We start from the raw sequence: 22,988 nt of genomic DNA, 5'->3' as shown, positions 1-22,988 counted from the left end.
GCGGTGACAGTCCAAAAAAAGGGCCCCCGCTTGCACGGGGGCCCATCTTTTTACGCGATGCAGGCGCGTCAGTTGCCGAAGGTGCGCTGCCACCAGCCTCGGCGGGGTTCGCCCGCTGGGGCGCCGCCGTCGGCATCGGCCTCGGCGGGGACGGAGACGGCTTCGTCCGCCGCATCGCCCTGCGGTGCGCTTGCCGTCGCTTCGGCGGGCTGCGCCTCGGCGGCGGCCGCCTTCTTGCTGCGGCTGGCGCGCTTCTTCGGCGCAGGCTTGGCAGGTTCCGCCTCCTCTACCGGCACTTCGGCGACAGGAGCGTCGGGCGCTTCGCTGCTCGCTTCGGCAGCGGCCGCTTCGGCAGCGATCGCCGCCTTGGTCTTGCGCGGCGCGCGCTTGCGCTTCGGCTTTTCGTCAGCCGGCGGCATTTCGGGGGCGGGAGCTTCGACGGCTTCCGGTTCGGGCGCGGTCGTGTCCGCGTCGCCTGCTTCGGCTTCGGCCTCGACCTTCTTGCGACCGCGGCCACCGCGGCGACGACGCGGCTTGGCTTCGCCTTCCTCGCTCGCTTCGGCGGCTACGGTTTCGACCGCACCATCGGCGCCGGCTTCGTCGTCGCCGTCCTCGGCCTCTTCGGAAGCCGTTTCGCCCTCGGCGGTTTCGTTGCCCTCGTCATCGCGGCGACCGCGACGACCGCGGCGGCGACGCCGGCGGCGCTTGTTGCGTCCGCCTTCGCCATCGGCATCGCCCTCTTCACGCTCGCGTTCGCGGCGCGCGGGGCGTTCGGCTTCTTCTTCCTCTTCTTCGATATCCTCTTCGTCGACGATATCGTCGTCATCATCATCCTCGATCGGCGCGATCGGGGCGAAGCTGCGGCGCTGAACGGGCGGTGGGCCGCCGACCTCGATCGCCATGCGCGCGCCTTCGGTTTCGCCGTCGGGCAGGATTTCGACGCTGACGCCGTACAGATCCTCGATATCGCGCAGTTCGCGGCGCTTTTCGTTGAGCAGATAGAAGGTTGCTTCCTGGCTCGCGCGCAGGATTATCTTGCTGCCCTTGCCACGTGCGGCTTCCTCTTCGATCAGGCGCAGCGCGCTGAGACCCGCCGACGATGCGGTGCGGACGAGGCCGGTGCCTTCGCAATGCGGGCAGGGTCGCGTCGACGCTTCGAGCACGCCGGTGCGCAGCCGCTGGCGGCTCATTTCCATCAGGCCGAAGCCCGAGATGCGGCCGACCTGGATGCGCGCGCGGTCATTCTTGAGCGCATCCTTCATCGCGCGCTCGACCTTGCGGACGTTCGAGCCATGATCCATGTCGATGAAGTCGATGACGATCAGGCCCGCCATGTCGCGCAGGCGGAGCTGGCGGGCGATTTCGTGCGCTGCCTCGAGGTTGGTGCTGAGTGCGGTCTGCTCGATATTATGCTCGCGCGTCGAGCGCCCCGAGTTGATGTCGATCGACACCAGCGCCTCGGTCGGGTTGATGACCAGATAGCCGCCCGATTTCAACTGGACGACGGGATTGAGCATCCCCGCAAGCTGATCCTCGACGCCATAGCGCTGATACAGCGAAACGGGGTCGGCATATTGCTTCACGCGCCGGGCGTGGCTGGGCATCAGCAGCTTCATGAACTGCTTCGCCGCCTTATAGCCCTCTTCGCCCTCGACGAGCACTTCCTCGATGTCGCGGTGATAGATGTCGCGGATCGCACGCTTCACAAGGTCGCTGTCCGAATGGATCAGCGCCGGCGCGCTCGACCCCAGCGTCTTTTCGCGGATCTCGTCCCAAAGCCGGGCGAGATAGTCGAAGTCGCGCTTGATCTCGGTCTTGGTGCGGCTCATCCCCGCGGTGCGGACGATGCAGCCCATCGACGGCGGCAGGTTGAGCTCGTCGATCATCGCCTTCAATTTGCGGCGATCGGCGCCATTCGAAATCTTGCGGCTGATCCCGCCGCCGTGCATCGTGTTGGGCATCAGCACGCAGTAGCGGCCGGCCAGCGACAGATAGGTGGTCAGCGCCGCACCCTTGTTGCCGCGCTCTTCCTTGACGACCTGCACCAGCATCACCTGGCGGCGACGGATGACGTCCTGAATCTTGTACTTGCGGCGCAGCGACATGCGGCTTTCGCCATTTTCGTCCTCGTCGCGGCGTCCGCGTCCGCGGCCGCCCTTGCGCCCCCGGCCACGCCCGCGGCCCCGGCGACCCTTGTCGTCGCGATCGTCGCGCGATTCTTCGCCATCTTCGCCGTCGGCGTCGTCCGCGGAATCTTCGCGGCCATCATCGTCGCTGTCCTCGCCGATGGTTTGGGGGGCGGCAACGGCGGCGTCATCGTCGCCGGGCTCGTCGACATCGGCCACATCGCCTTCCAGCTCGTCGAGATCTTCCTCGGCGCGCATCGCGGCTTCGGCGGCATGCTCCGCCTCTTCGCGCAGCAACGCTTCGCGGTCTTCCTTCGGGATCTGGTAATAGTCGGGGTGGATTTCGCTGAAGGCCAGGAAGCCGTGGCGATTGCCACCATATTCGACGAACGCCGCCTGCAGCGACGGTTCGACGCGGGTTACCTTGGCCAGATAGATATTGCCCTTGAGCTGCTTGTGCTCGGCGGACTCGAAATCAAACTCCTCGATGCGGTTTCCCTTGGTGACGGCGACCCGGGTTTCTTCCCGGTGCCGCGCGTCGATCAACATGCGCGTGGTCATTATTATTACTCCAGGCGCGCCGCAGCGCGCCAAACAAAAAGGCCGCCGCCGCCCGTGGAGGGCGGCTGCGGTCGATAGGGTTCAAACGGAAAAAGACGTTATTGCCGCGCGTGGCCCGCGTCCGGTCCTGGACGCGCATGCGGTCTTCCGTCACGTCGACGCGCCGCGCAAATGCGACTGCGTCGGCATGGGAAGAGGGCATGGCAAGCCTCATACGGCATCAACCTGTTACGGGGTGACCGTTATGGCAGGCGACGCTGGAATGGGGTCGGCCGCCGCCCGGTCATCCGGGTGGACTGACGGATATGCCTTTCCCCGCATGTCCGGCGCCAGGGAGGCCATGAACCGCGAATCGCGCGGGTCAGCCTTTCCCCTCAAAAGGCCGGACGGGATCGGGTCGGACACCGTCAGTGTGTCGGGTGCTAGCATCGGCACGGACCAACGGCAACCCAAAGCACGGCAGTCACATGGGAATGTTCGCGCGCGCCGACAAGGCGTTTCGCGTAATTCATACTGAATAGCCTGTTAACCGTGCCGGTTGACCGCGATTTGACGGGCGATGGCTAATGGCTGGTTCATCCTTTTTTGCGGCCGGAGCGCTCATGTTTTCGAATAAGCGCTGGACCATCGCGCGCCGGGGGCGGCATAACCGGGTGATGGGCCTGATCCTTGTCCTGATCGTGACGATCCTGTCGATACCGGCGGCGATCGCGGGCGATATTCGCGCGGTCGAAATCGGTGACCGCGAGGTGACGCTGCGCTTTGCCGACGTCGTCGCGGGCGCGTCGGCCTTCGTCCTCGCCGGACCCGACCGCATCGCGCTCGACATTCTGGGTGCCGATCCTGGCCGTTCGCCGCAGGGCAGCGGGCTTGTCAGCGCGGTGCGCCAGGGGCGGCCGGCCGCCGACACGGCGCGCGTCGTGCTCGATCTGGCGCGGCCCGCGGTGGTCACCGACGCGCGCTTCGCCGCCGACGGGCGCAGCCTTTCGCTGCGCCTGCGTCCCGTCTCGGCCGACGAGTTCGAACGCGCCGCCAAGACGCCGCGCACCGAATGGCAGCCGCCGCTCAACTTTCGCGCCAAGCCGCCCGAAAAGCGCTACAGCGTCACCGTGCCGATCGGCGCGCCCAAGCCGGCGCCGGCGCTGCCCAAGATCGAAGGGCCGAATAATCCGCGCCTGCCGCTTGTCGTCATCGACGCCGGCCATGGCGGGCACGATCCGGGCGCGATTTCGCCGCACAGCGGCAAGCGCGAAAAGGATATCACGCTGGGGATCGCGCGCGCGATTCGCGACGATCTGGTCGCCAGCGGCCGCGTCCGCGTTGCGCTCACGCGCTCGGACGACCGCTTTCTGGTGCTCGAGGAACGCTATGGCATCGCGCGGCGGCTGAAGGCCGATCTGTTCATTTCGATCCATGCCGACGCGGCCGAGAATGAAGAGGCGCATGGCGCGTCGGTCTATACGCTGTCCGAAGTCGCCTCCGACCGCGAGGCGGCTCGGCTTGCGGCGCGCGAGAACAAGGCGAATATCATCAACGGCGTCGACCTGGGCGCGCACAGCGGCGAAGTCTCGTCGATCCTGCTTGACCTGACGCAGCGCGAGACGATGAATGTCGCGTCGGACTTCGCCCGTCTGCTCGAGCGTGAGGCGGCGGACGATGTCACCTTCCGCACCACCGCGCACCGTTTTGCATCCTTCGTCGTGCTGAAGGCCCCCGATACGCCGTCGATCCTGTTCGAAACCGGCTTCATCTCAAATAAGGAGGATGCGGAATTTCTCGCCTCGGCGGCGGGGCAGAAGAAGGTTGCGCGGGGCGTCCGCGATGCCATCCAGCTTCATTTTGCGCGGCAGATCGCCGCAGTCGGCCGCTGAACCAGAAAGTTAGTCTTGACTAACTTTTGACGTGCGCGCAGCTTTCGCCCGGTTCGCGGCGGGAGAGCGACATGGCGACGGCGGAGGCAGGATGGAGCAACTGGTCGGGTAGCGTCCGTGCCCCGGCAACGGTGGCGCGACCGACGGACGAGGCGGCGCTTTCCGCGCTGGTGCGCGAGGCCGCCAAGGTGCGCGCGGTCGGCGCCGGGCACAGCTTCATGCCGCTATGCCAGTCGGACGAACTGATCGTGAGCCTCGACGCGATGGCGGGCGAGCTCAGTATCGCCCCTGATCGTCAGACCGCGCGCATCCCGGCAGGATGGAGCATCAAGCGGCTGACCGAGGCGTTGTGGCAGCACGGCCTTGCGCTCGCCAACCAGGGCGATGTCAATCCGCAGGCGCTGGCGGGCGCGATGGCGACGGGCACGCACGGGACCGGCGTCGATCTCGGCTCGCTGTCAACCTTTGCACGCGGCTTCCGGCTAATCGGCGCCGACGGCGCGGCGCGCTGGTGCGACGCGCAGGAAAACTCCGATCTATTCGCGGCCCAGCGGCTGTCGCTCGGGCTGTTCGGCATCGCGACCGAGATCGAGGTCGCCGTCGTCCCCGCCTTTCATCTGGTCGAACAGATCGAGAAAAGGCGCTGGGACGAAATCCGCGAAAGCTACGACGAGCTTGCCGAGCAGCACCGCCACATCGAATTCTGGATTTTTCCGCACGCCGAACATGTGATCCTGAAGACGTTGACGCCGTGCGACCCGTGCGATCCGCCCCGCTCGACGAGCGATGTCGACGAAAGCGCTTTCCGCCGCGCGCTCGACGTCGCGGCCTTCGCGCCTTTTCTGACCCCGCTGCTCCAGCGCGCGATGATGAAGACGCGCTTCGATGGCGAGCGTCGCGGGCCCGCGCACAGCATCTTTCCGTCCGACCGCACGATCCGCTTCGAGGAAATGGAATATGAACTGCCGCGCGCCGTCGGCCTCGCCGCGCTCGACGCGGTGATCGGCTGGATTCGCGCCCGGCGTTTGCCCGTGACCTTTCCCTTTGAATATCGCACCGTCGCCGCCGACGATATCTGGATGAGCCCGATGAACGCGGGGCCGGTCGCTGCGATCTCGATGCATCAATATGCAAAAATGCCATGGGCTGATCATTTTGCTGGCGCCGAAGCGATTTTTCGGGCGCATGGGGGGCGGCCGCATTGGGCGAAGCGCCACACATTGACGCGCGCCGATGTCGATGCGCTTTATCCGATGGCCGAGCGCTATCGCGCGGTCCGCCGTGCTGCCGATCCCCACGGCAAATTTCTGAACCCGCATCTGGAGGCGCTGTTTTCATGAGCGACGATCTGACCCTGCACGCCCATCTTGTCGGTCGGCAGGGGTCGCGCGCCGACCTCAATACGCCGGTACTCGTCCTCGATATCGAGGCGCTCGACCGCAATATTGCGGCGATGGCCGGGCTGGCCGCCGCGCGCGGTATTGGTCTGAGGCCCCATGCCAAGACCCACAAGAGCGTCGATATCGCGAAGCGCCAGCTTGCAGCGGGCGCCGCCGGGGTCTGCTGCGCGAAGATCGGCGAAGCGGAGGCACTCGCCGACGGCGGCATCACCGGCATCCTCATCACCTCGCCGGTCGCCGCGCCGCGCGCGATCGAGCGGCTTGCGGCGCTGGCCACGCGCGCGGACCTGCTGATGGCGACGGTCGATCATCCCGATGTTGCGGAGCGGATCGATGCCGCGCTTGCGGTCCAAGGCGCGACGCTCGACGTGCTGATCGACATCGATCCCGGTATCGCGCGCACCGGGGTCGCCTCGCCCGAAAAGGCCGTCGACCTTGCCCGCGCCATCGCCGCGCTGCCGACGCTGCGCTGGCGCGGCGTCCAATATTATTGCGGGTCGCAGCAACATATCGAGGATTATGCCGAGCGCCGCGCCGCGATCGCCGAGCGCACCGATTATCTGAAGACGGCCCTCGCCGCGCTTGCCGACGCGGGCTTCGCGGCGGAAATCGTCAGCGGCTCGGGGACCGGAACGCACCATATCGACCTCGACCTCGGCGTCTTTACCGAGCTGCAGGCGGGCTCCTACGTCTTCATGGACAAGCAATATTGCGACTGCGATCTGACCGGCGACGGCGCGCCGCCGTTCGAGGTTGCGCTCGGTGTCGATGCGCGCGTCGTCAGCGCCAATCATAGCGGCCTTGTCACCATCGACGCGGGGTTCAAATCGCTGTCGACCGACGGCGGGGTCGCCGTGGTGCGGCGCGGCGCGCCCACGGACAGCTTCTTCGCCTTCATGGGCGACGAACATGCGGCGCTGGTCGCGCCCGGCATCGGCGAACGGATGGCGCCGGGCGATCCGGTGACGCTGACCGTCCCGCACTGCGACCCGACCGTCAATCTCTATGACCATTATCATGTCGTCGCAGGCGACACGCTCGTCGCCATCTGGCCGGTCAGTGCGCGCGGGCGCGCGCGATGAGCGTCGCGGCGAAGGCGCCGCCGAAGCAGGACCGCGCGCGCGCCACCTATGACAGGCTGCTCGATGTCGCGGGCCTGCTCCTCGCCGAAGAGGGCATCGAACGCATTTCGACCAACCGGATCGCCGCCGAGGCAGGGCTGAGCCCGCCCGCACTCTATCGCTATTTCGGCGACAAATATGCGGTTCTCGAAGCGTTGGGCCGCCGGCTGATGGAGCGGCAGAATGCAGTGCTGGAGGCGTGGATCGAGCGGCACCGGAGCGGCGGCATCGCGGCAATGGCCGATCATATCGGCGAACTGCTCGCCAAAACCGCCACGGTAACGCGCGCCGAGCCGGGCGCGGTGTGGACCTTGCGCGCGCTCCACGCGACCCCGCGACTCGTCCATGTCCGGCTCGAATCGCATCGCCACGTCACCGACCGGCTGACCGATGCATGTCTGCCCTGGCTCGTCGGCGTGCCGCGCGAGACTTGTTGGCGGCGGCTGCGCCTCGCGGTCGAGATCGGCTTCGCCGCCGACGAGATGCTCTATGAGGAAGATCGGGTCGCCGCCGATGCGGTGCTCGCCGACGCTGCGCGTCTGCTAAAGGCGTCGCTCCAGGATCTCGCGACGGACGGCTGACCGTCCGGGCGCAAGCCGCTTCCCTTTCGGCGAAGCAGGCTTTAGAGGCAAGCCAATCATGGTCGCCGACAGCACGTCCCACTTCCGTTACCGCCTGCGTCGCGACAGCAACGCCGTCATTGGCTGGTTCCGGCAGATGTGGACGCGGCGCTGGTTCCGCTGGCTCGGCTATCTGGCGCTGGCGGGCGTGGCCGCACTGGCGCTGCTGTGGACGATTTTCGCCCGTAACCTGCCTTCGGTCGACCAGCTTCGCGACTATCAGCCGCCGCTGCCGACGATGGTGCGCGACGGCGAGGGCAAGCCCGTCCACAGCTATGCACGCGAGCGCCGCGTCCAGCTGGAATATGCCGAATATCCCCAGCTTCTCGTCCGCGCCTTTCTCGCGGCCGAGGATCGCACCTTTTTCGAACATGGCGGGATCGACTATCCCGGCATCGCGACCGCGATCCTGACCAATCTGAAGCGCGACGGCCGCCCGGTCGGTGCCTCGACGATCACGCAGCAGGTGGCGAAGAATCTGCTGCTGACGGGCGAGGTCAGCTATACCCGCAAGATTCGCGAGGCGATCCTCGCCAAGCGGATCGAGGCGGCGCTTACGAAGCAGCAGATCCTCGAACTGTATCTGAACGAAATTCCGCTCGGCCGCCGCAGCTTCGGCGTCCAAGCGGCCGCGCGCGCCTACTTCGACAAGGATGTCGACCAGCTCGCGCTTCACGAAATGGCCTTCCTCGCCATTTTGCCCAAGGCACCCGAAACCTATGGCCGCGCGCGCAATACCGACAAGGCGATCGCGCGGCGCAATTTCGTGCTCTCCGAAATGTTCCGCAACGGCTGGATCACCGCGGCGCAGCGCGACGCCGCGCAGGCGATGCCGCTCGGCCTCTCTGAAACGGGCAACAAGGCGGTCGCGCAGGTCGGCGGCTATTATATGGAAGAGGTGCGCCGCCAGCTGATCGACCAGTTCGGCGAGACCCCCGAGGACGGCCCGCTCAGCGTTTATGGCGGCGGGCTTTGGGTGCGCACCCCTTATGACGACAAGATGCAGCAGGCCGCGACCGGCGCGCTGCGCCGCGGCCTCGTCCGCTACGACACCGGCAAGGGCTGGTCGGGACCGATCGCGCGGATCGAGGCCGACGACAAATGGCGCAGCCGCCTCGCGTCGAGCTTCATCGGCATCGACTACGACAATTGGCGCGTTGCCGCGGTGCTCGCCAAAACGGCCGGCGAGGCGCGCATCGGCTTTGCCGACGGCGAAGAGGGGCGCCTGCCCGCCGGTGCCGCGAGCATGGGCTATCGCAAGACGGGCGGCAGCGCCTTTTCGGCGATGCGTCCGGGTGACCTGATCGCGGTCAAGGCGACCGGGCCCGGCGTCTATACGCTGAAGAACATCCCCGAAGTGTCGGGCGGCATGGTCGTCGAAAGCCCCCATTCGGGCCGCATCTATGCGATGCAGGGCGGGTTCGACGTTCGCCTGTCGCCGTTCAATCGGGCGACCCAGGCCGAACGCCAGCCGGGGTCGACGATCAAGCCCTTCGTCTATGCGACGGCACTCGACAATGGCATGACCCCCGCGACGCTGATCGTCGACGGCCCCTTCTGCGTCTATCAGGGCGCGCGCTTCGGCAACAAATGCTTCCGCAACTTCGGCGGCGCGAGCGGCAGCGGCGAACATACGATGCGCTGGGGCCTTGAGCAGTCGCGCAATCTGATGACGGTCAGGACGGCGAGCCAGATCGGGATGGAACCGATCGTCGAAACGATCAAGACGATGGGGATCGGGACGCACGAACCCTATCTGTCGACCGCGCTCGGCGCCGGGTCGACGACGGTCGAAAAGATGGTCAACGCCTTTTCGATGCTCGCCAACCACGGCCGCGAGCTCAAGCCGCGACTGATCGACTATGTCCAGGATCGCCGCGGCAAGGTGATCTTTCCCAAGAACTGGAGGCCCTGCGAGGGGTGCAACAGCGACGATTGGGATGGCAAGCCGATGCCGCGCTTCACGCCGTCGGGCAAGCAGCTGATGGACCCGATGACCGCCTATCAGGTCGTCCATATGCTCGAAGGCGTCGTTCAGCGCGGGACCGCGCAGGTGCTGCGCGATCTGAACGTGCCGCTGTTCGGCAAGACGGGGACGACCACCGGCCCGACCGACGTCTGGTTCGTCGGCGGCACCCCCGACGTCGTCGCCGGCCTCTACATGGGCTATGACCAGCCGCGCAGCATGGGCGGCTATGCGCAGGGCGGCAGCCTCGCCGCGCCGGTATTCAAGCAATTCTTCCTCGAATCGCTGACCGACCGGCCGCCGGTGCCGTTCATTGCGCCGAAGAATATCCGCATGGTGCGCATCGACCGCCAGTCGGGCCGCCGCGTCTATGGCGCGTGGCCGGGGACCGATCCCAAGGCGGCGATCATCTGGGAAGCCTTTAAGCCCGAAAGCGAACCGCGCCGGACGATCCGCGAAGAAGAGATCAAGCCTGCCGCCTCCGCCAAGCGACCCGATGCCCCGGTGCAGGAAGGCAATGGCCGGCGCAGCGACGCCGACTTCCTCGACGACCGCGGCGGTATCATCTGACGGCTTGCCTCGCGCGGCGGAGCCACTATGGCCGTCGCCTACAGTTTCAGGAGCAAAGACCATGCGCGCCGAAGCGCAGGATCATGTCGATACCATCAACGCCGCGCTGGCGCTCTTGCGCCGTTTCCTCGACTGGGACCGCGCGGTGCGCCGCCTCGACGAACTTAATGCGAAGGTCGAGGACCCGACGCTTTGGGACAATCCCAAGGCGGCGCAGGATGTCATGCGCGAGCGCCGCCGTCTCGACGAGGCGATCACCGCGACGCGGTCGATCGAAAAGGAGATGGGCGATACGGTCGAACTGATCGAACTTGCCGAGATGGAGGGCGACGAGGCGCTGGTCGATGACGCGGTGCAGTCGCTCGCCACGCTGGCGGCGCGCGCCGAAGAGGACAAGATCAAGGCGCTGCTCGCGGGCGAAGCCGACAGCTATGACTGCTATATCGAGGTTCACGCCGGCGCGGGCGGCACCGAAAGCCAGGACTGGGCCGAAATGTTGCAGCGTATGTATATGCGCTGGGCCGAAAAGCGCGGCATGAAGGTCGAACTGATCGAATATCAGGCGGGCGAACAGGCGGGCATCAAATCGGCGACGATGCTGGTCAAGGGCGAGAATGCCTATGGCTATGCCAAGACCGAGAGCGGCGTTCACCGCCTCGTCCGCATTTCGCCCTACGACAGCTCGGCGCGCCGCCACACCAGCTTTTCCAGCGTCTGGGTCTATCCGGTGATCGACGACAATATCGAGATCGAGATCAACGAAGGCGACCTCAAGATCGACACCTATCGTGCGTCGGGCGCGGGCGGGCAGCACGTCAACACGACCGATTCGGCGGTGCGTATCACGCACATCCCGACCGGCATCGTCGTCGCCAGCCAGAACGACCGGTCGCAGCACAAGAACCGCGCGACCGCGATGGGGATGCTGAAGGCGCGAATGTACGAGGCGGAGCTCCAGAAGCGCGAAGCCGCGGCTTCGGGCGAATATCAGGCCAAGACCGAAATCGGCTGGGGTCACCAGATCCGCTCCTATGTCCTCCAGCCCTATCAGCTGGTGAAGGATTTGCGCACCGGCGTGACCTCGACTGCGCCCTCCGACGTGCTCGACGGCGCGCTCGACCCCTTCATGGCAGCGGCGCTGTCGCAGAAGGTGACAGGCGAAAAGGTCGAGGTGGAGGATATCGACTGATGCGCCGCCGCGCGGCCCGGCCTGCGGCGCTGCCGCTGTTCGCCGCGCTGGCCGCGCTGTCGCTGCTCGGGGGATGCAAGGCGCCGTGGAGCGAGAATAGCGACCGCCCCGAAACCGCGCGCGACTTTCCGCCTGCTGACCGTCCGGTCGCGCCGATCACCTCGACCAAATGGTCGACCGAAGAGGCGCGGGACCGCGTCAACGAAGCTGACGACATCATGGATTCGGCCGACGTGCGCCCCGGCATGACGGTGGCCGATATCGGCGCCGGCGACGGCTATTATACCGTGCGGCTCGCGCCGCGGGTCGGCCAGTCGGGCCGCGTGCTGGCGCAGGATATCCAGCCCGAAGTGATCGAGCGGCTCGCCGACCGTGTCGCGCGCGAACGGCTCGACAATGTCTCGCTCAAACTTGGTGCGGTCGACGATCCGCGCCTGCCCGCGGCCAGCTTCGACCGCGTGTTCATGGTCCATATGTATCACGAGATCGGCGAGCCCTATGCCTTTCTGTGGCGCCTGCGACCGGCGCTGCGCCAGGACGGGCAGGTGATCGTCGTCGACGGCGATCGTCCGATCGCCCAGCATGGGACACCCTTTCGCCTGCTCGTCTGCGAATTCGAGGCGGTGGGTTTCAAGCTTCTGTCCTATGACGACAAGGCACATGCGGGCGGCTATCTCGCGCGCTTTGTACCCGACGGTCAGCGCCCAGCGCCTACAGCCATCAAGGTCTGCAAGAACCCCTAATAGACCAGCAGCCTGTCGTCGGCGCGCGCGTCGGCAAGGAAGCTGACGAGGCCGGCGGAGCGCACCTGCGGCACCAGGTCGTTCGCCGTCATGCCCGCGAGCGCGATACCCGACTGACAGACGAACAGGTCAACATCCATCGCCATCGCCTCGGCGATCAATGCGGCAAGCCCCGGCTGACCAACCGCCTCGCGCGCACCGTCGCCGGCAAAGGTGACGGGCGTGCGCAGCAGCGCCGCCGCCTCGCCCTGCAGGAACAGCCGGGCCGGGCGGCCGAGCGCCGCGGCAGCAATCCCTGTCTCCAGCGCGGCATAGAAGCGCGCACCGTCACAGCTCGCGACGATGATGCTCAGGCGCTGCATATCGGACATGTCGGCTCCTTTGCGACACCGACCTCGCGCCAGCGGCGATCGAGCATGTCGAGGATGGCGAGGCGGCCGGTCAGCGGCTGGCCCCAGCCGGTCAGCGCGCGCACCGCTTCGAGCGCGGCCATCGTTCCGACCATTCCGGCGAGCGCGCCCATCACGCCCGCTTCGGCACAGTTGATGCCGGGTCGGTCGGGATCGTCCCCGACCAGACAGGCGTAGCAGGGGCTGTCGCCGCGCCAGCCTTCATAGAGCGCGATCTGTCCCTCGAACGCGCCGATGGCGGCGCTGAGCAGCGGAATCTCGCGCGCGACCGCCGCGCGGTTGACCGCGAGGCGGGTGGCGAAATTGTCGCAACCGTCTAGGATCAGCCTCGCATCGGTCAGCAGCGCTTCGGCATTGCCCGTATCGAGCCGCGCCTCGACCGCCACCGCTTCGACATGGGGGTTGATGCGCCGCGCGGCGTCTGCCGCGACGACCGCCTTGGGACGGCCGATGTCGGCATCGGTAAACAGCGGCTGACGCTGCAGATTGGAAAGTTCGACGCGATCATCGTCGATGATCGTCAGCCTGCCGACCCCCGCTGCCGCCAGATAGGTGATCGCCGGACAGCCGATCCCGCCCGCGCCGATCAGCGCGACATGCGCCGCCTTGAGCTTCGCCTGCCCCGCGCCGCCGAACTGCGGCAGGATGATCTGGCGCGCATAGCGGTCGAGTTCGGCGGCGCTGAGCAAGACCTATTCGCCCGGCCGCCGCATCTTCATCGCCGTGAGCGACCCGACATTGGCGGGCGCATCCTGATCGCCTTCGCTCTGTTCGTCGGCCGTGCCGCTCGCGACCCCGGTCGATCCGAAGCCGCCCGCGCCGCGCGCCGTTTCGTCGAGCGTCTCCACCTCGGCAAAGGTCGCGCGCTGGACGGGCGCGGGCACGATCTGCGCGATGCGGTCGCCGCGTTTGATTTCGAACACCTCGTCGCCGAGATTGGCGAGGATCACCTTCACCTCGCCGCGATAGTCGCTGTCGATCGTCCCCGGCGTGTTGAGGCAGGTGATGCCGTGCTTGAGTGCGAGGCCCGAGCGGGGGCGCACCTGCACCTCATAGCCTGCGGGAATCGCCATCGCGAAGCCGGTCGCAACCGCGTGGCGCGCGCCGGGGCGCAGCGTCAGCGTCTCGGCCGCGACGATGTCCATCCCCGCGGCGCCGTCGCTCGCATAGGCCGGAACCGGCAGGCCGCCGCCGTTGGGCAGGCGCTGGAGGCGGATCTCAATCATCGGCAAGCGGGACGCGGGTATCGAGTTCATCGGCGATTTTTTCCATCAATTTGCGGGCGACGGCTTCCTTGGGCAGCCGGTCCCAACTCTCGACGCCAGCCTTGCTGACGATATGAACGCGGTTCGTCTCGCTGCCCATCGGGTCCGCCGACACATCGTTGGCGACGATCAGGTCGCAGCCCTTGCGGGCGAGCTTTGCCTGGGCATGGGTGATCACGTCGTTGGTTTCGGCGGCGAAGCCGACGAGCAGCGGCGGGCGCTTGGCGCTCTTCGCGACGCTCGCCAGAATGTCGGGATTTTCTGCCAGGGCGAGCGGTGGCACCTCGCCGCTGCCGTCCTTCTTGATCTTCTGCGCCGATGTGTCGGCGGCGCGCCAGTCGGCAACTGCGGCGACCATGATCGCGGCGTCGACGGGCAGTCCCGCCTCGACCTCGGCCGCCATTTCGCGCGCGGTTTCGACATCGACGCGAATCACGCCCGGCGGCGTCGGCAGCGGTACCGGTCCCGCGACCAGCAGCACCTCCGCGCCCGCTTCGGCGGCGGCTGCGGCGATCGCGAAGCCCTGCTTGCCGCTCGACCGGTTGGCGATGTAGCGGACGGGATCGATCGGTTCGTGGGTCGGTCCCGCGGTGACGAGGATGCGTCGGCCAAAGAGCGGGCGGTGGCGCGACGGCGCGAAATCGGGCTGGCCGCCGAGCGGTCGGACAACCGTGCCTTGTACCAGCGCCGCCTCGACCGCCGCCTTGATTGCTTCGGGCTCGGGCAAGCGGCCGGGGCCATATTCGCCGCACGCCATTTCGCCCGCGTCGGGCTCCATCACCGTCGCCCCGTCGCCGCGCAGCGTCGCGACATTGCGCTGCGTCGCGGGGTGCAGCCACATGCGTACGTTCATAGCCGGCGCCGCGAGCACTGGCTTGTCGGTCGCGAGCAGCAAGGTTGTCGCCAGATCGTCGGCGATGCCCCCCGCCATCTTTGCCAGCAGGTCAGCGGTCGCGGGGGCAACGACGACCAGGTCGGCTTCGCGTGAAAGCTGGATATGCCCCATCTCGACCTCGTCCTTCAGGTCGAAAAGATATGTATATACTTTATTTTCAGAGAGGGCCGCGAGCGTCAGCGGCGTGACGAACTGCTCGCCCGCGCGCGTCAGCACGCAGCGTACGCTATGGCCGGCCTTGCGGAGCAGGCGCACCAGCTCGATGGCCTTGTAGGCGGCGATGCCGCCGCCGATGATCAGAAGGATACGCCGATGGGTCATGACCCTATCCTATAGGATGTCCGCGCCCGCGATCCACGCAGATTCTGACCGCTCAGACCGCGGGTACGGAAACTGGGGACGGCACCGCCCGGATCGACCGGTACAGAGCAAGGAGTGCGGCGGGCGCGAAGATCAGCCCCACGAACAATGTCGGTTCGATCAGCATCGCCCAGTAAAAATTGTTGGGGCGGGCGAACAGCATCAGCATCGCTGCATAGCCGAGCTGGACGATCAGCATCGTCGTGCCCAGCCGCGATCGCCATGCGGCCCAGCCGAGCAATGCCAGCGGCACCACCGGCACCATCGTCCAAGCCGGAAGAAAGCGGAAAACCGATGATACATGGACGAAGGACAGATAGGCGGGCCATCCCCCCATCCCGCTCCAGCCTGGGGTGGTCATATCGCCGGGACGGACGAAGGCGGTCAGCGTCGTCGCATGCCATGCCATCAAGGCCAGGAAGCCCAGTCCGATACCAAGCCAGCCGGTGGCGGCGCGCCAATCGCGGTCGATCAGCGCGAACAGGCCCAGCAACATCGCCACGGGCAGGACCGTTTCCCGCATCGCCAGCGCGAGCGCGATCACCGCCATCGCCGGCCAGGGACGGGCAGGGCGATAGAGGGCGAGCGCCAGCGCGATCAGCACGCCCGCCACCACTTCGTGCATCAGCACCCATTGGCGCGATACGATCTGCGACATGTTGACCGCCATGAGGAACGCACCGAAGCGCGCATAAGGCGGCAGATCACCGGCCATCAACCGCTTTCGCCACAGAAGAAACGCCGCAAGACCGGTCAACGTCAGCAGCGCGACCGACCCGCGCAGGCCGATTACCGCCATGATTTCGGCCTGGGTGGGCAGGCGTACGGTGAAGAAGGGATGCAGCGGATAGCGATGCGCGCGCTGCGTTTCCGTCGCGGCGGGATAATAGGATTGGCCCGCCTCCATCTTGCGCAGGATGTTGAGGTACAGCGCATGATCGCCGACCATGCCTTCGAACTTCATCGATGTGGGCTTGGCGGGCTGTACCCGCTTGCCGCCCACGCCGCCGCTCCATCCGGCCACCATCAGCGCGGCGAGCAGGACCAGCACGGCCGCGGCCCAAAGCCGCGGGATGGCCGAAAAGCGGTTCCAGCCGGTGGCGGCCGTCGGCGCTATTTGCGCCACGTCAGCGCCGAAGACATGGCGAAATTCCAGATCGCGCCTACCAAGACCCCGGCGACGCCCGCGACCCACCAACGCTCATTCTGCCCGGCGAGCCAGGTGCCGATGCCGATATTGGCGAGCGCGCCGACCGCCGAGATCGCATAGAAGCTCGCCAGTCCGCCCAGCACCGCCCAGCCCTTGAGCTTGCGGTCGGCGTAGGTGAAGCTGTTGTTGAGGAAGAAATTGAACGCGATCGCGGTCACGACCGCTCCGGTCTGCGCCATCATGAAACTGTTGCCGGCGGTCAGCAGCGCCCACAGCACCGACAGGTGGACGATGACGCCCAGTCCGCCGACCATCAGGAATTTGAGCAGCCGGACCGGCACGAAGCGGCCGATCGTCTTTTCGGCGAGCAGTTCGGCATATTCGGCGATGACGCGCGCGCCGATCTTGCTCTCGCCCGCTTCGCGGGTGCGGAATTGATAGGGAATTTCGGCGACGCGCAGCGGCGTCGGCGACGACGCCAATATGTCGGCCAGTATCTTGAAGCCGATCGCCGACAGGCGTGGCAGCGCCGCGTCGAAGGCTTCGCGGCGCATCGCGAAAAAGCCGCTCATCGGATCGCTCACCTTGGTGCGCAGCGCGATCTGGCCGATTTTTGTCGCAAACTGGCTCATCGACACGCGCAGCGCGCTCCATTCGCCGACGCCGCCGCCATCGACGTAGCGGGTGCCGACGGCGATGTCGGCGTCGTTCGAGGCCACCGCGTCGATCAGGCGCGGCAGCGCGTCTTCGCTGTGCTGAAGATCGCCGTCCATCACCGCGATCACCGGAGCGGCCGTCGCCAGCACCCCTTCGATCACCGCTGACGACAGGCCGCGGCGGCCGACGCGCTGAACGATGCGGACGTGGCGCGAGTTGCGGGCAATGCGGCGCACGACGTCGCTGGTACCGTCGGGCGAATTATCGTCGACGAACAGCACTTCCCAGCCGCGACCGGCAAGGACGTTCGTCAGCTTCTCGACCAGCCGCTCGACATTGGCGGCCTCGTTGAGCGTCGGGACGACGACCGCGACTTCGAGCGGGAGGGTGTCAACCGACACGATCGGGTCGGCAAGGGCGGTTTCGTGGTGCATATCGGGTGAAGATGCCTCGGTTCGATCGAGCGGTACCGCCCTGTTGGTCCTCAAAAACGCTAGCGAATTAAGGTAAATCTTTGGTAATCACAATCGGCCTTGGCGGCGGCGATCAACCGCCCAGCGCAAGGAGGATCGCAGCGCCTGCGGCCGCCCCGGCGAGCGCGGTCAGCGCATAGCGCCATGCTGTCCGCTTTTCGCCCTTTTCCCACATCAGCCGGACATCGGGGAGCGGCGGCGCGGGCGGAGCAGCGCCCGGCTTCGGCAATTGCGCGTCGAGGCGGCGGATGATGTCGGGGATCAGCGCCAGCGTCCGCCCCTGTTCGCGCAGCCCATCGGCCAGCGCGGCTTCGGGGCCCAGTTCGTCACGAATCCATCCTTGCACGAACGGTCCCGATACATCCCACATGTTGATCCGCGGGTTGAGCATCGTGGCCACGCCCTCGACCATCACCATCGTCTTTTGCAGCAGCAGCAGATGCGGCTGGGTCTGCATGTCGAAGTCGCGGGTGATCGCGAACAGTCCGTCGAGCATCTGCCCGACCGACAGCTCGCTCACCGGTTTGCCGCGCATCGGCTCGCCGACCGCGCGCAGCGCCGTCGCGAATTCCTCGACGCTGTGATAGTCGGGGACATATTGCGCCTCGAAATGAATCTCGGCGACGCGGCGGTAATTGCCGGTGGTCAGCCCATAGAGGATCTCGGCGAGCCAGTAGCGCGCCTGTCGGTTGATCCGCCCCATGATGCCGAAATCGACCGCCGCGATCGTCCCGTCGGCCTTCACGAACAAATTGCCCTGGTGCATGTCGGCGTGGAAGAACCCCTCGGCGATCGCCTGGCGCAGAAAGGCCTGGACCAGATTGGTCGCCAGCTTTTCCATGTCGTGCCCCGCCGCGACCAGCGCTTCGCGGTGCGAAATCTTGATCCCGTCGATCCAGTCGAGCGTCATGACGCGCGACGCGGTGCGGTCCCAGTCGATCGCGGGCACTTCGTAGGTTGGCTCGGCCGCCATTGCCTCGCGCAGTTCGGATGCCGACGCGGCTTCGCGGCGCAGGTCGAGCTCGCGCAGCGTCCAGCGGCGGAAATTGGCGATCACCTGCCGCGGCCGCAGCCGTGCGGCTTCGCCGCCCAGTGCCTCGAGGTGCGCGGCGGCCCATTCATAGGTTTCGATGTCGCGCGCGAACTGCTTGTCGATGCCGGGTCGGCGAACCTTGACCGCGACCTGCCGGCCCTCGGTGGTCACCGCGCGGTGAACCTGCGCGATCGAGGCCGAACCGACAGGTTCGGGATCAAATTCGCTGTACAGGCTTTCGAGCGGTGCCTCGAACGTCGCCTCGATCTCGGCACGGATGCGGGCAAAGGTCACGGGCGCGAGCGCGTCCTGCAGGGTCAGCAGGTTGCGCGCCGCCTCTTCGCCGACGAGATCGGGACGCGTCGCGAGCGTCTGTCCCAGCTTGACCGCCGCCGGTCCGATCGCCTGGAAGGCGGCGGCATAATCGGGCACCTTGGGCTGGACCGTGCCGAGCCGCGCGATGCGGCACAGCCGCTTGACCCCTGGCGGCGTCTGCGGCGCGGTCTCGATCCCGCGCAGCGCACCGTGGCGCGCCAGGATGCGGCCCCACTTCAGCAGGCGGGCAATATGGGTGACGGGTCGGGTCAAGCCTTCCACCCGCTATGGATCGCGACCAGTCCGCCCAAAATCGGTTCGACCTTCACCGCGGTAAAGCCCGCATCGCGAATCATCTGCGCAAAGCGCGGCATCGGCGGGAAGCGGCGGATCGATTCGATCAGATAGCGATAGCTGTCTTCATCGTCGGCGATCAGCTTGCCGAGCTTGGGCACCAGATGGTGCGAATAGGCGTCATAGACCTGCGCAAAGCCGGGCCATTCGTTGGTCGAAAATTCGAGGCAGAAGAAGCGCCCGCCATAGCGCAGAACGCGGTGCGCCTCTTTCAGCGCGGCGGGAATGTCGGTCACGTTGCGGATGCCGAAGGCGATCGTATAGGCGTCGAAAAACTGGTCGGGAAAGCTCAGCTTTTCGGCATTTTGTTCGGACCATACCAGCGTGTCGATGCCGCGCTCCGCCGCGCGTTCCATGCCGACGCCCAGCATGTCGGGATTGATATCGGCGACCGTGATGCTCGCGCCCGACGGCTCCATGCGAAAGGCGATGTCGCCGGTGCCGCCCGCCATGTCGAGGATCGCCTCGCCTGCGCGCGGCTTGACGCGCCGGACAAAACGGTCCTTCCACAGCCGGTGCATCCCGCCCGACATCGCGTCGTTCATGATGTCATATTTGCGCGCAACGCGGCTGAACACCTCGCCGACCATCGCGGTCTTCGCGGTCGCGGGGACCTGTTCATAGCCGAAGCTGACGGTGTCGGGGGTGGTCATCGGGTGCGCGCCTTTGCGGGGAAAGCCTCTTTCAGCAGCGCCTTTAGCCGGGCCTTGCCGCGCGCGCAAATGCCAGATACCGCTGGCGCGAAATGCCCGAGCTTCCCGAAGTCGAAACCACCGTGCGCGGCCTCGCGCCCTTTCTCGAGGGGCAGCGGCTCGTCACGGTCAGCACCTTCCGCCCCGATCTGCGGCGTCCCTTTCCCGCTGACCTTGCGCAGCGGCTGACCGGGGCGACGGTCACCCATCTCGCGCGGCGCGCCAAATATGGCATCGTCTCGACCGACCGCGACGACCATATGATCTTCCATCTCGGCATGTCGGGGCGGTGGCGCACCGAGGGCGGCGAGGCGGGCAAGCACGATCATCTGCTGCTCGAAACCGGCGCCGGACACCGCCTGTTTCTCCATGATCCGCGGCGGTTCGGGTCGGTCGATCTTGTGAATGGCGATCCGCTCGCGATCTTTCCCGCGTTCGTAACGCTGGGACCGGAGCCGCTGTCGGACAATTTCGACGCCGCCTATCTCGTGCGCGCGCTCGCCGGCCGCCGCGCGCCGATCAAGGCGATGCTGCTTGACCAGACGATCGTCGCGGGACTCGGCAACATCTATGTTTGCGAGGCGCTCAACATGGCGCGAATCGCGCCGACCCGCCCTGCGGCCGACGTCTCGCGGGCAAAGCTCGGCACGCTGGTACCGGCGATCAAGGCAGTGCTGGCGGCGGCGATTGCTGCGGGCGGTTCGACCTTGCGCGATTTCCTCAGTCCCGAAGGCGACCTCGGCTATTTTGCCAAGGATTGGCGCGTCTATGGCCGCGAGGGCGAGCGCTGCGAATGCGGCGGCACGATCGTGCGGATCGTCCAGTCGGGGCGGTCCACCTTCTATTGCCCCAAATGCCAGCGGTGAGCGTGATCGGATGCCGCTTTTCCAGCGAAAAGCGTTGACCTTCGGAGGCATGCTGGCTATGGGCCCACCCTTCGAGCAGGGTCCGGTCAACCGGAACCGGCCGCATCCGGACATTGATTCGCCGTCCACGCGCGATTCGGCTGCTCCGCTGCTGCTGTGCTCCGACCGTTGAACCGATTGGATATTTTGAGGAACTTATGGCCAATACGCCGCAGGCAAAAAAGCGCATCCGTCGCAACAGCGCGCGCACGCTGATCAACAAGAATCGCGTGTCGCGCATCCGCACGCTCGTGAAGAAGGTCGAAAACGCGGTTGCCGCCGGCGACAAGGCCGCCGCGACTGCAGCGCTCGCAGCGGCGCAGCCCGAAATGGCGCGCGGCGTTGCCAAGGGCGTCCTCCACAAGAACACGGTTGCGCGCAAATATTCGCGCCTGACCAAGAGCGTGAACGCGATCGCCTGATCCGCGCACGCCGCACCGTCCCGAAAGGGCACAAAAAAGAACCCGTCGGCCAAGCGCCCGCGGGTCCTTTTTTGTTACAGCGCGATGGCAAAGCTGTTGCAGCGCGGTAAGTGACGGATTTATCGCGATTCGTTTACCATGACGTTTTTACGCTGCACTAAATATCTGAAAAATATAAGAAATTTTGCCCTGCAACGCGTTTCCGCGTCCCCTTGCGAGTCAAGAATTTTATTTCAGATTTTTTACGCTCCGCACCCTTGATCGACTCGTCTCCCCCTGCCTAGAAAAAGGCGTCGTTGGCCTTCGCCGGCGGCCGCCACATCGACATGATTCGGAAAGCTTCGGGCTGCGCGCCCGGGACAGGATGCTTGCGCCCCGGCGTGGGCGCCCGGATCGGCATGTGGTGGGCTGCGGGGCGATCGGGCCGCCGTGGGGGCATATTGGGGGCATGGATTGTGGTGCAAAGCGGGGACAGGCGTGACGACAAGGCAGGCATGGAAGCGATGAACGCCGATGCCGCGACGCTTTGGCCGCGCGTGGCCGAAGGGCTGCGCCGCGATCTGGGTGCGCGCACCTTCGATCATTGGCTGAAGCCCGTCCGTTTCGCCGAATATTGCACCCTGTCGGGCGTCGTGACGCTGGAAACCGCGAGCCGCTTTTCGGCCAACTGGATCAACGAACGATTCGGCGAGCGCCTCGAACTGGCGTGGCGCCAGCTGCTGCCCGCGGTGCGCAGCGTGTCGGTGCGCGGCGGAGTTGCCGCTGCCGAGCGGGCGAGCGTGCTCGCCTCGGCGCCGCTGCCGAGCTTCGAGGCGTCAGCGCCTGCTGCTGTGCCCGCCGCCAATCCCGCGCTGCTCGGCTTCGATCCGCGGCTCTGTTTCGATCGCTTCGTCGTCGCGCGCTCGAACATCCTCGCTGCCAATGCGGCGCGCCGCATGGCGATGGTGGAAACGCCGCAGTTCAACCCGCTCTATCTCTGCTCGGGCACCGGGCAGGGCAAGACGCATCTCCTGCAGGCAATCGCGCAGGACTATGCTGCCGCGCACCCGACCGCGACCATCATCCTGATGTCGGCGGAAAAATTCATGCTCGAATTCGTCGGCGCGATGCGCGGCGGCGACATGATGGCGTTCAAGGCGCGGCTCCGCGCCGCCGACCTCTTGCTCCTCGACGATCTGCAGTTCGTGATCGGCAAGAACTCGACGCAGGAAGAGCTGCTCCATACGATCGACGACCTGATGACCGCGGGCAAGCGGCTCGTCGTCACCGCCGACCGGCCGCCCGCGATGCTCGACGGGGTCGAGGCGCGGCTGCTGTCGCGCCTGTCGGGCGGGCTTGTCGCCGATATCGAGGCGCCCGAGGACGATCTGCGCGAACGCATCATCCGCCAGCGCCTTGCCGCCATGCCGATGGTCGAAGTGCCCGACGACGTCGTCGCCTATCTCGTCCGCCATTTCACGCGCAACATCCGCGAACTCGAAGGCGCGCTCAACAAGCTGCTCGCCTATGCAGCGCTGACCGGCGCCAAGGTCGATCTGGCGCTCGCCGAAGATCGGCTTGCCGAAAATGTCCGCAGCGCGCGCCCGCGGATCACGATCGAGGAAATCCAGCGTGCGGTCTGTGCCCATTACCGGCTCGACAAGGCCGAAATGGCGTCGAAACGCCGCGTCCGCGCGGTTGCGCGCCCGCGCCAGGTCGCGATGTATCTCGCCAAGGAACTGACGCCGCGCTCCTATCCCGAGATCGGCCGCCGCTTTGGCGGGCGCGACCATTCGACGGTGATCCACGCGGTCCGCACGGTCGAGGCGCTGCGCGTGACCGACAGCGAACTCGACGGCGAAATCGCCGCGATCCGGCGCAGCCTCAACAACTGATCCACAGAATTATACC

At 66.5% G+C, this 22,988-nt stretch carries 18 protein-coding genes and 1 pseudogene; 10 read left to right on the top strand and 9 right to left on the bottom strand.

From position 1 onward, the window contains the following. Positions 1-68: 68 nt before the first annotated feature. Positions 69-2,687: an Rne/Rng family ribonuclease gene (locus tag L0963_RS09090; protein WP_234179256.1), complete on the bottom strand. Its 2,619-nt coding sequence runs from the start codon at positions 2,685-2,687 to the stop codon at positions 69-71. Positions 2,688-3,289: 602 nt separating this feature from the next. On the opposite strand from L0963_RS09090, the gene L0963_RS09085 reads away from it, so the two are divergent. From L0963_RS09085 to L0963_RS09055, 7 genes are all read left to right on the top strand, one after another. Continuing rightward, positions 3,290-4,558, top strand: coding sequence for an N-acetylmuramoyl-L-alanine amidase (locus L0963_RS09085; RefSeq protein ID WP_234179255.1), 1,269 nt, complete (start codon positions 3,290-3,292; stop codon positions 4,556-4,558). Positions 4,559-4,629: 71 nt separating this feature from the next. After that, positions 4,630-5,898: a D-arabinono-1,4-lactone oxidase gene (locus L0963_RS09080; protein ID WP_062901168.1), complete on the top strand. Its 1,269-nt coding sequence runs from the start codon at positions 4,630-4,632 to the stop codon at positions 5,896-5,898. After that, entirely contained in the window at positions 5,895-7,040 is a 1,146-nt protein-coding gene (locus tag L0963_RS09075; RefSeq protein ID WP_062901167.1) for a DSD1 family PLP-dependent enzyme, read from the top strand. The genes L0963_RS09080 and L0963_RS09075 overlap by 4 nt, the downstream gene beginning before the upstream one ends. Further along, positions 7,037-7,660 carry a TetR/AcrR family transcriptional regulator gene (locus L0963_RS09070; protein WP_186401266.1) on the top strand — a complete coding sequence of 208 codons (624 nt, stop codon included), beginning with the start codon at positions 7,037-7,039 and terminating at the stop codon, positions 7,658-7,660. The genes L0963_RS09075 and L0963_RS09070 overlap by 4 nt, the downstream gene beginning before the upstream one ends. A 58-nt stretch (positions 7,661-7,718) precedes the next feature. Beyond that, the gene (locus L0963_RS09065; RefSeq protein WP_234179253.1) at positions 7,719-10,235 is read left to right on the top strand and encodes a penicillin-binding protein 1A; all 2,517 of its coding nucleotides are present in this window, start codon (positions 7,719-7,721) and stop codon (positions 10,233-10,235) included. A 61-nt stretch (positions 10,236-10,296) separates the two neighbouring features. Beyond that, positions 10,297-11,424 carry a peptide chain release factor 2 gene (gene prfB / locus L0963_RS09060; RefSeq protein WP_040590389.1) on the top strand — a complete coding sequence of 376 codons (1,128 nt, stop codon included), beginning with the start codon at positions 10,297-10,299 and terminating at the stop codon, positions 11,422-11,424. Further along, a complete protein-coding gene (locus tag L0963_RS09055; RefSeq protein WP_186401264.1) occupies positions 11,424-12,167 on the top strand; it encodes a class I SAM-dependent methyltransferase in 744 nt (247 codons plus the stop codon). The genes prfB and L0963_RS09055 overlap by 1 nt, the downstream gene beginning before the upstream one ends. Here L0963_RS09055 and L0963_RS09050 read toward each other — a convergent pair. The 8 genes and pseudogenes from L0963_RS09050 to L0963_RS09015 all read right to left on the bottom strand — a co-directional run bounded on the left by L0963_RS09050 (position 12,164) and on the right by L0963_RS09015 (position 19,732). Beyond that, positions 12,164-12,538 (bottom strand): DsrE family protein, encoded by a 375-nt coding sequence (locus tag L0963_RS09050; protein ID WP_234179251.1) that lies wholly within the window; start codon positions 12,536-12,538, stop codon positions 12,164-12,166. The two genes, L0963_RS09055 and L0963_RS09050, sit on opposite strands and share 4 nt — an antisense overlap. After that, a complete protein-coding gene (locus L0963_RS09045) occupies positions 12,517-13,266 on the bottom strand; it encodes a HesA/MoeB/ThiF family protein (protein WP_186401263.1) in 750 nt (249 codons plus the stop codon). Before L0963_RS09045 ends, L0963_RS09050 begins: the two co-directional genes overlap by 22 nt. 105 nt (positions 13,267-13,371) lie before the next feature. Then, positions 13,372-13,833 (bottom strand): annotated as a pseudogene (gene dut / locus L0963_RS09040) (dUTP diphosphatase); the annotation flags it as partial. Then, the gene (gene coaBC, locus L0963_RS09035; protein ID WP_234179249.1) at positions 13,796-15,058 is read right to left on the bottom strand and encodes a bifunctional phosphopantothenoylcysteine decarboxylase/phosphopantothenate--cysteine ligase CoaBC; all 1,263 of its coding nucleotides are present in this window, start codon (positions 15,056-15,058) and stop codon (positions 13,796-13,798) included. The pseudogene dut and the gene coaBC, both read right to left, overlap by 38 nt. Before the next feature lie 52 nt (positions 15,059-15,110). Further along, positions 15,111-16,223, bottom strand: coding sequence for a hypothetical protein (locus tag L0963_RS09030; protein ID WP_062901159.1), 1,113 nt, complete (start codon positions 16,221-16,223; stop codon positions 15,111-15,113). Next, entirely contained in the window at positions 16,211-17,338 is a 1,128-nt protein-coding gene (locus L0963_RS09025) for a glycosyltransferase (RefSeq protein WP_062901158.1), read from the bottom strand. The genes L0963_RS09030 and L0963_RS09025 overlap by 13 nt, the downstream gene beginning before the upstream one ends. Positions 17,339-17,450: 112 nt before the next feature. Beyond that, positions 17,451-18,998: a 2-polyprenylphenol 6-hydroxylase gene (ubiB, locus tag L0963_RS09020; protein ID WP_186401260.1), complete on the bottom strand. Its 1,548-nt coding sequence runs from the start codon at positions 18,996-18,998 to the stop codon at positions 17,451-17,453. Continuing rightward, positions 18,995-19,732: a class I SAM-dependent methyltransferase gene (locus L0963_RS09015; protein WP_062764412.1), complete on the bottom strand. Its 738-nt coding sequence runs from the start codon at positions 19,730-19,732 to the stop codon at positions 18,995-18,997. Before L0963_RS09015 ends, ubiB begins: the two co-directional genes overlap by 4 nt. A gap of 92 nt (positions 19,733-19,824) precedes the next feature. Between L0963_RS09015 and mutM the strand changes: the two genes are divergently transcribed. The 3 genes from mutM (at position 19,825) to dnaA (ending at position 22,972) form a co-directional block, all read left to right on the top strand. Beyond that, positions 19,825-20,637, top strand: a complete 813-nt coding sequence (gene mutM / locus L0963_RS09010) for a bifunctional DNA-formamidopyrimidine glycosylase/DNA-(apurinic or apyrimidinic site) lyase (RefSeq protein WP_062901156.1) — start codon at positions 19,825-19,827, stop codon at positions 20,635-20,637. Positions 20,638-20,834: 197 nt separating this feature from the next. Next, positions 20,835-21,098 (top strand): 30S ribosomal protein S20, encoded by a 264-nt coding sequence (gene rpsT / locus L0963_RS09005; RefSeq protein WP_003048739.1) that lies wholly within the window; start codon positions 20,835-20,837, stop codon positions 21,096-21,098. A 503-nt stretch (positions 21,099-21,601) separates the two neighbouring features. Next, positions 21,602-22,972, top strand: a complete 1,371-nt coding sequence (gene dnaA, locus L0963_RS09000; RefSeq protein WP_222102996.1) for a chromosomal replication initiator protein DnaA — start codon at positions 21,602-21,604, stop codon at positions 22,970-22,972. Positions 22,973-22,988 lie beyond the last annotated feature (16 nt).

It is taken from the genome of Sphingopyxis sp. NFH-91 (genome assembly GCF_021401285.1).
Taxonomy (GTDB): Bacteria; Pseudomonadota; Alphaproteobacteria; order Sphingomonadales; family Sphingomonadaceae; genus Sphingopyxis; species Sphingopyxis terrae_A.
The sequence above is the reverse complement of the archived record's forward strand: the minus strand, read 5'-3'. Positions and strand labels throughout refer to the sequence as shown.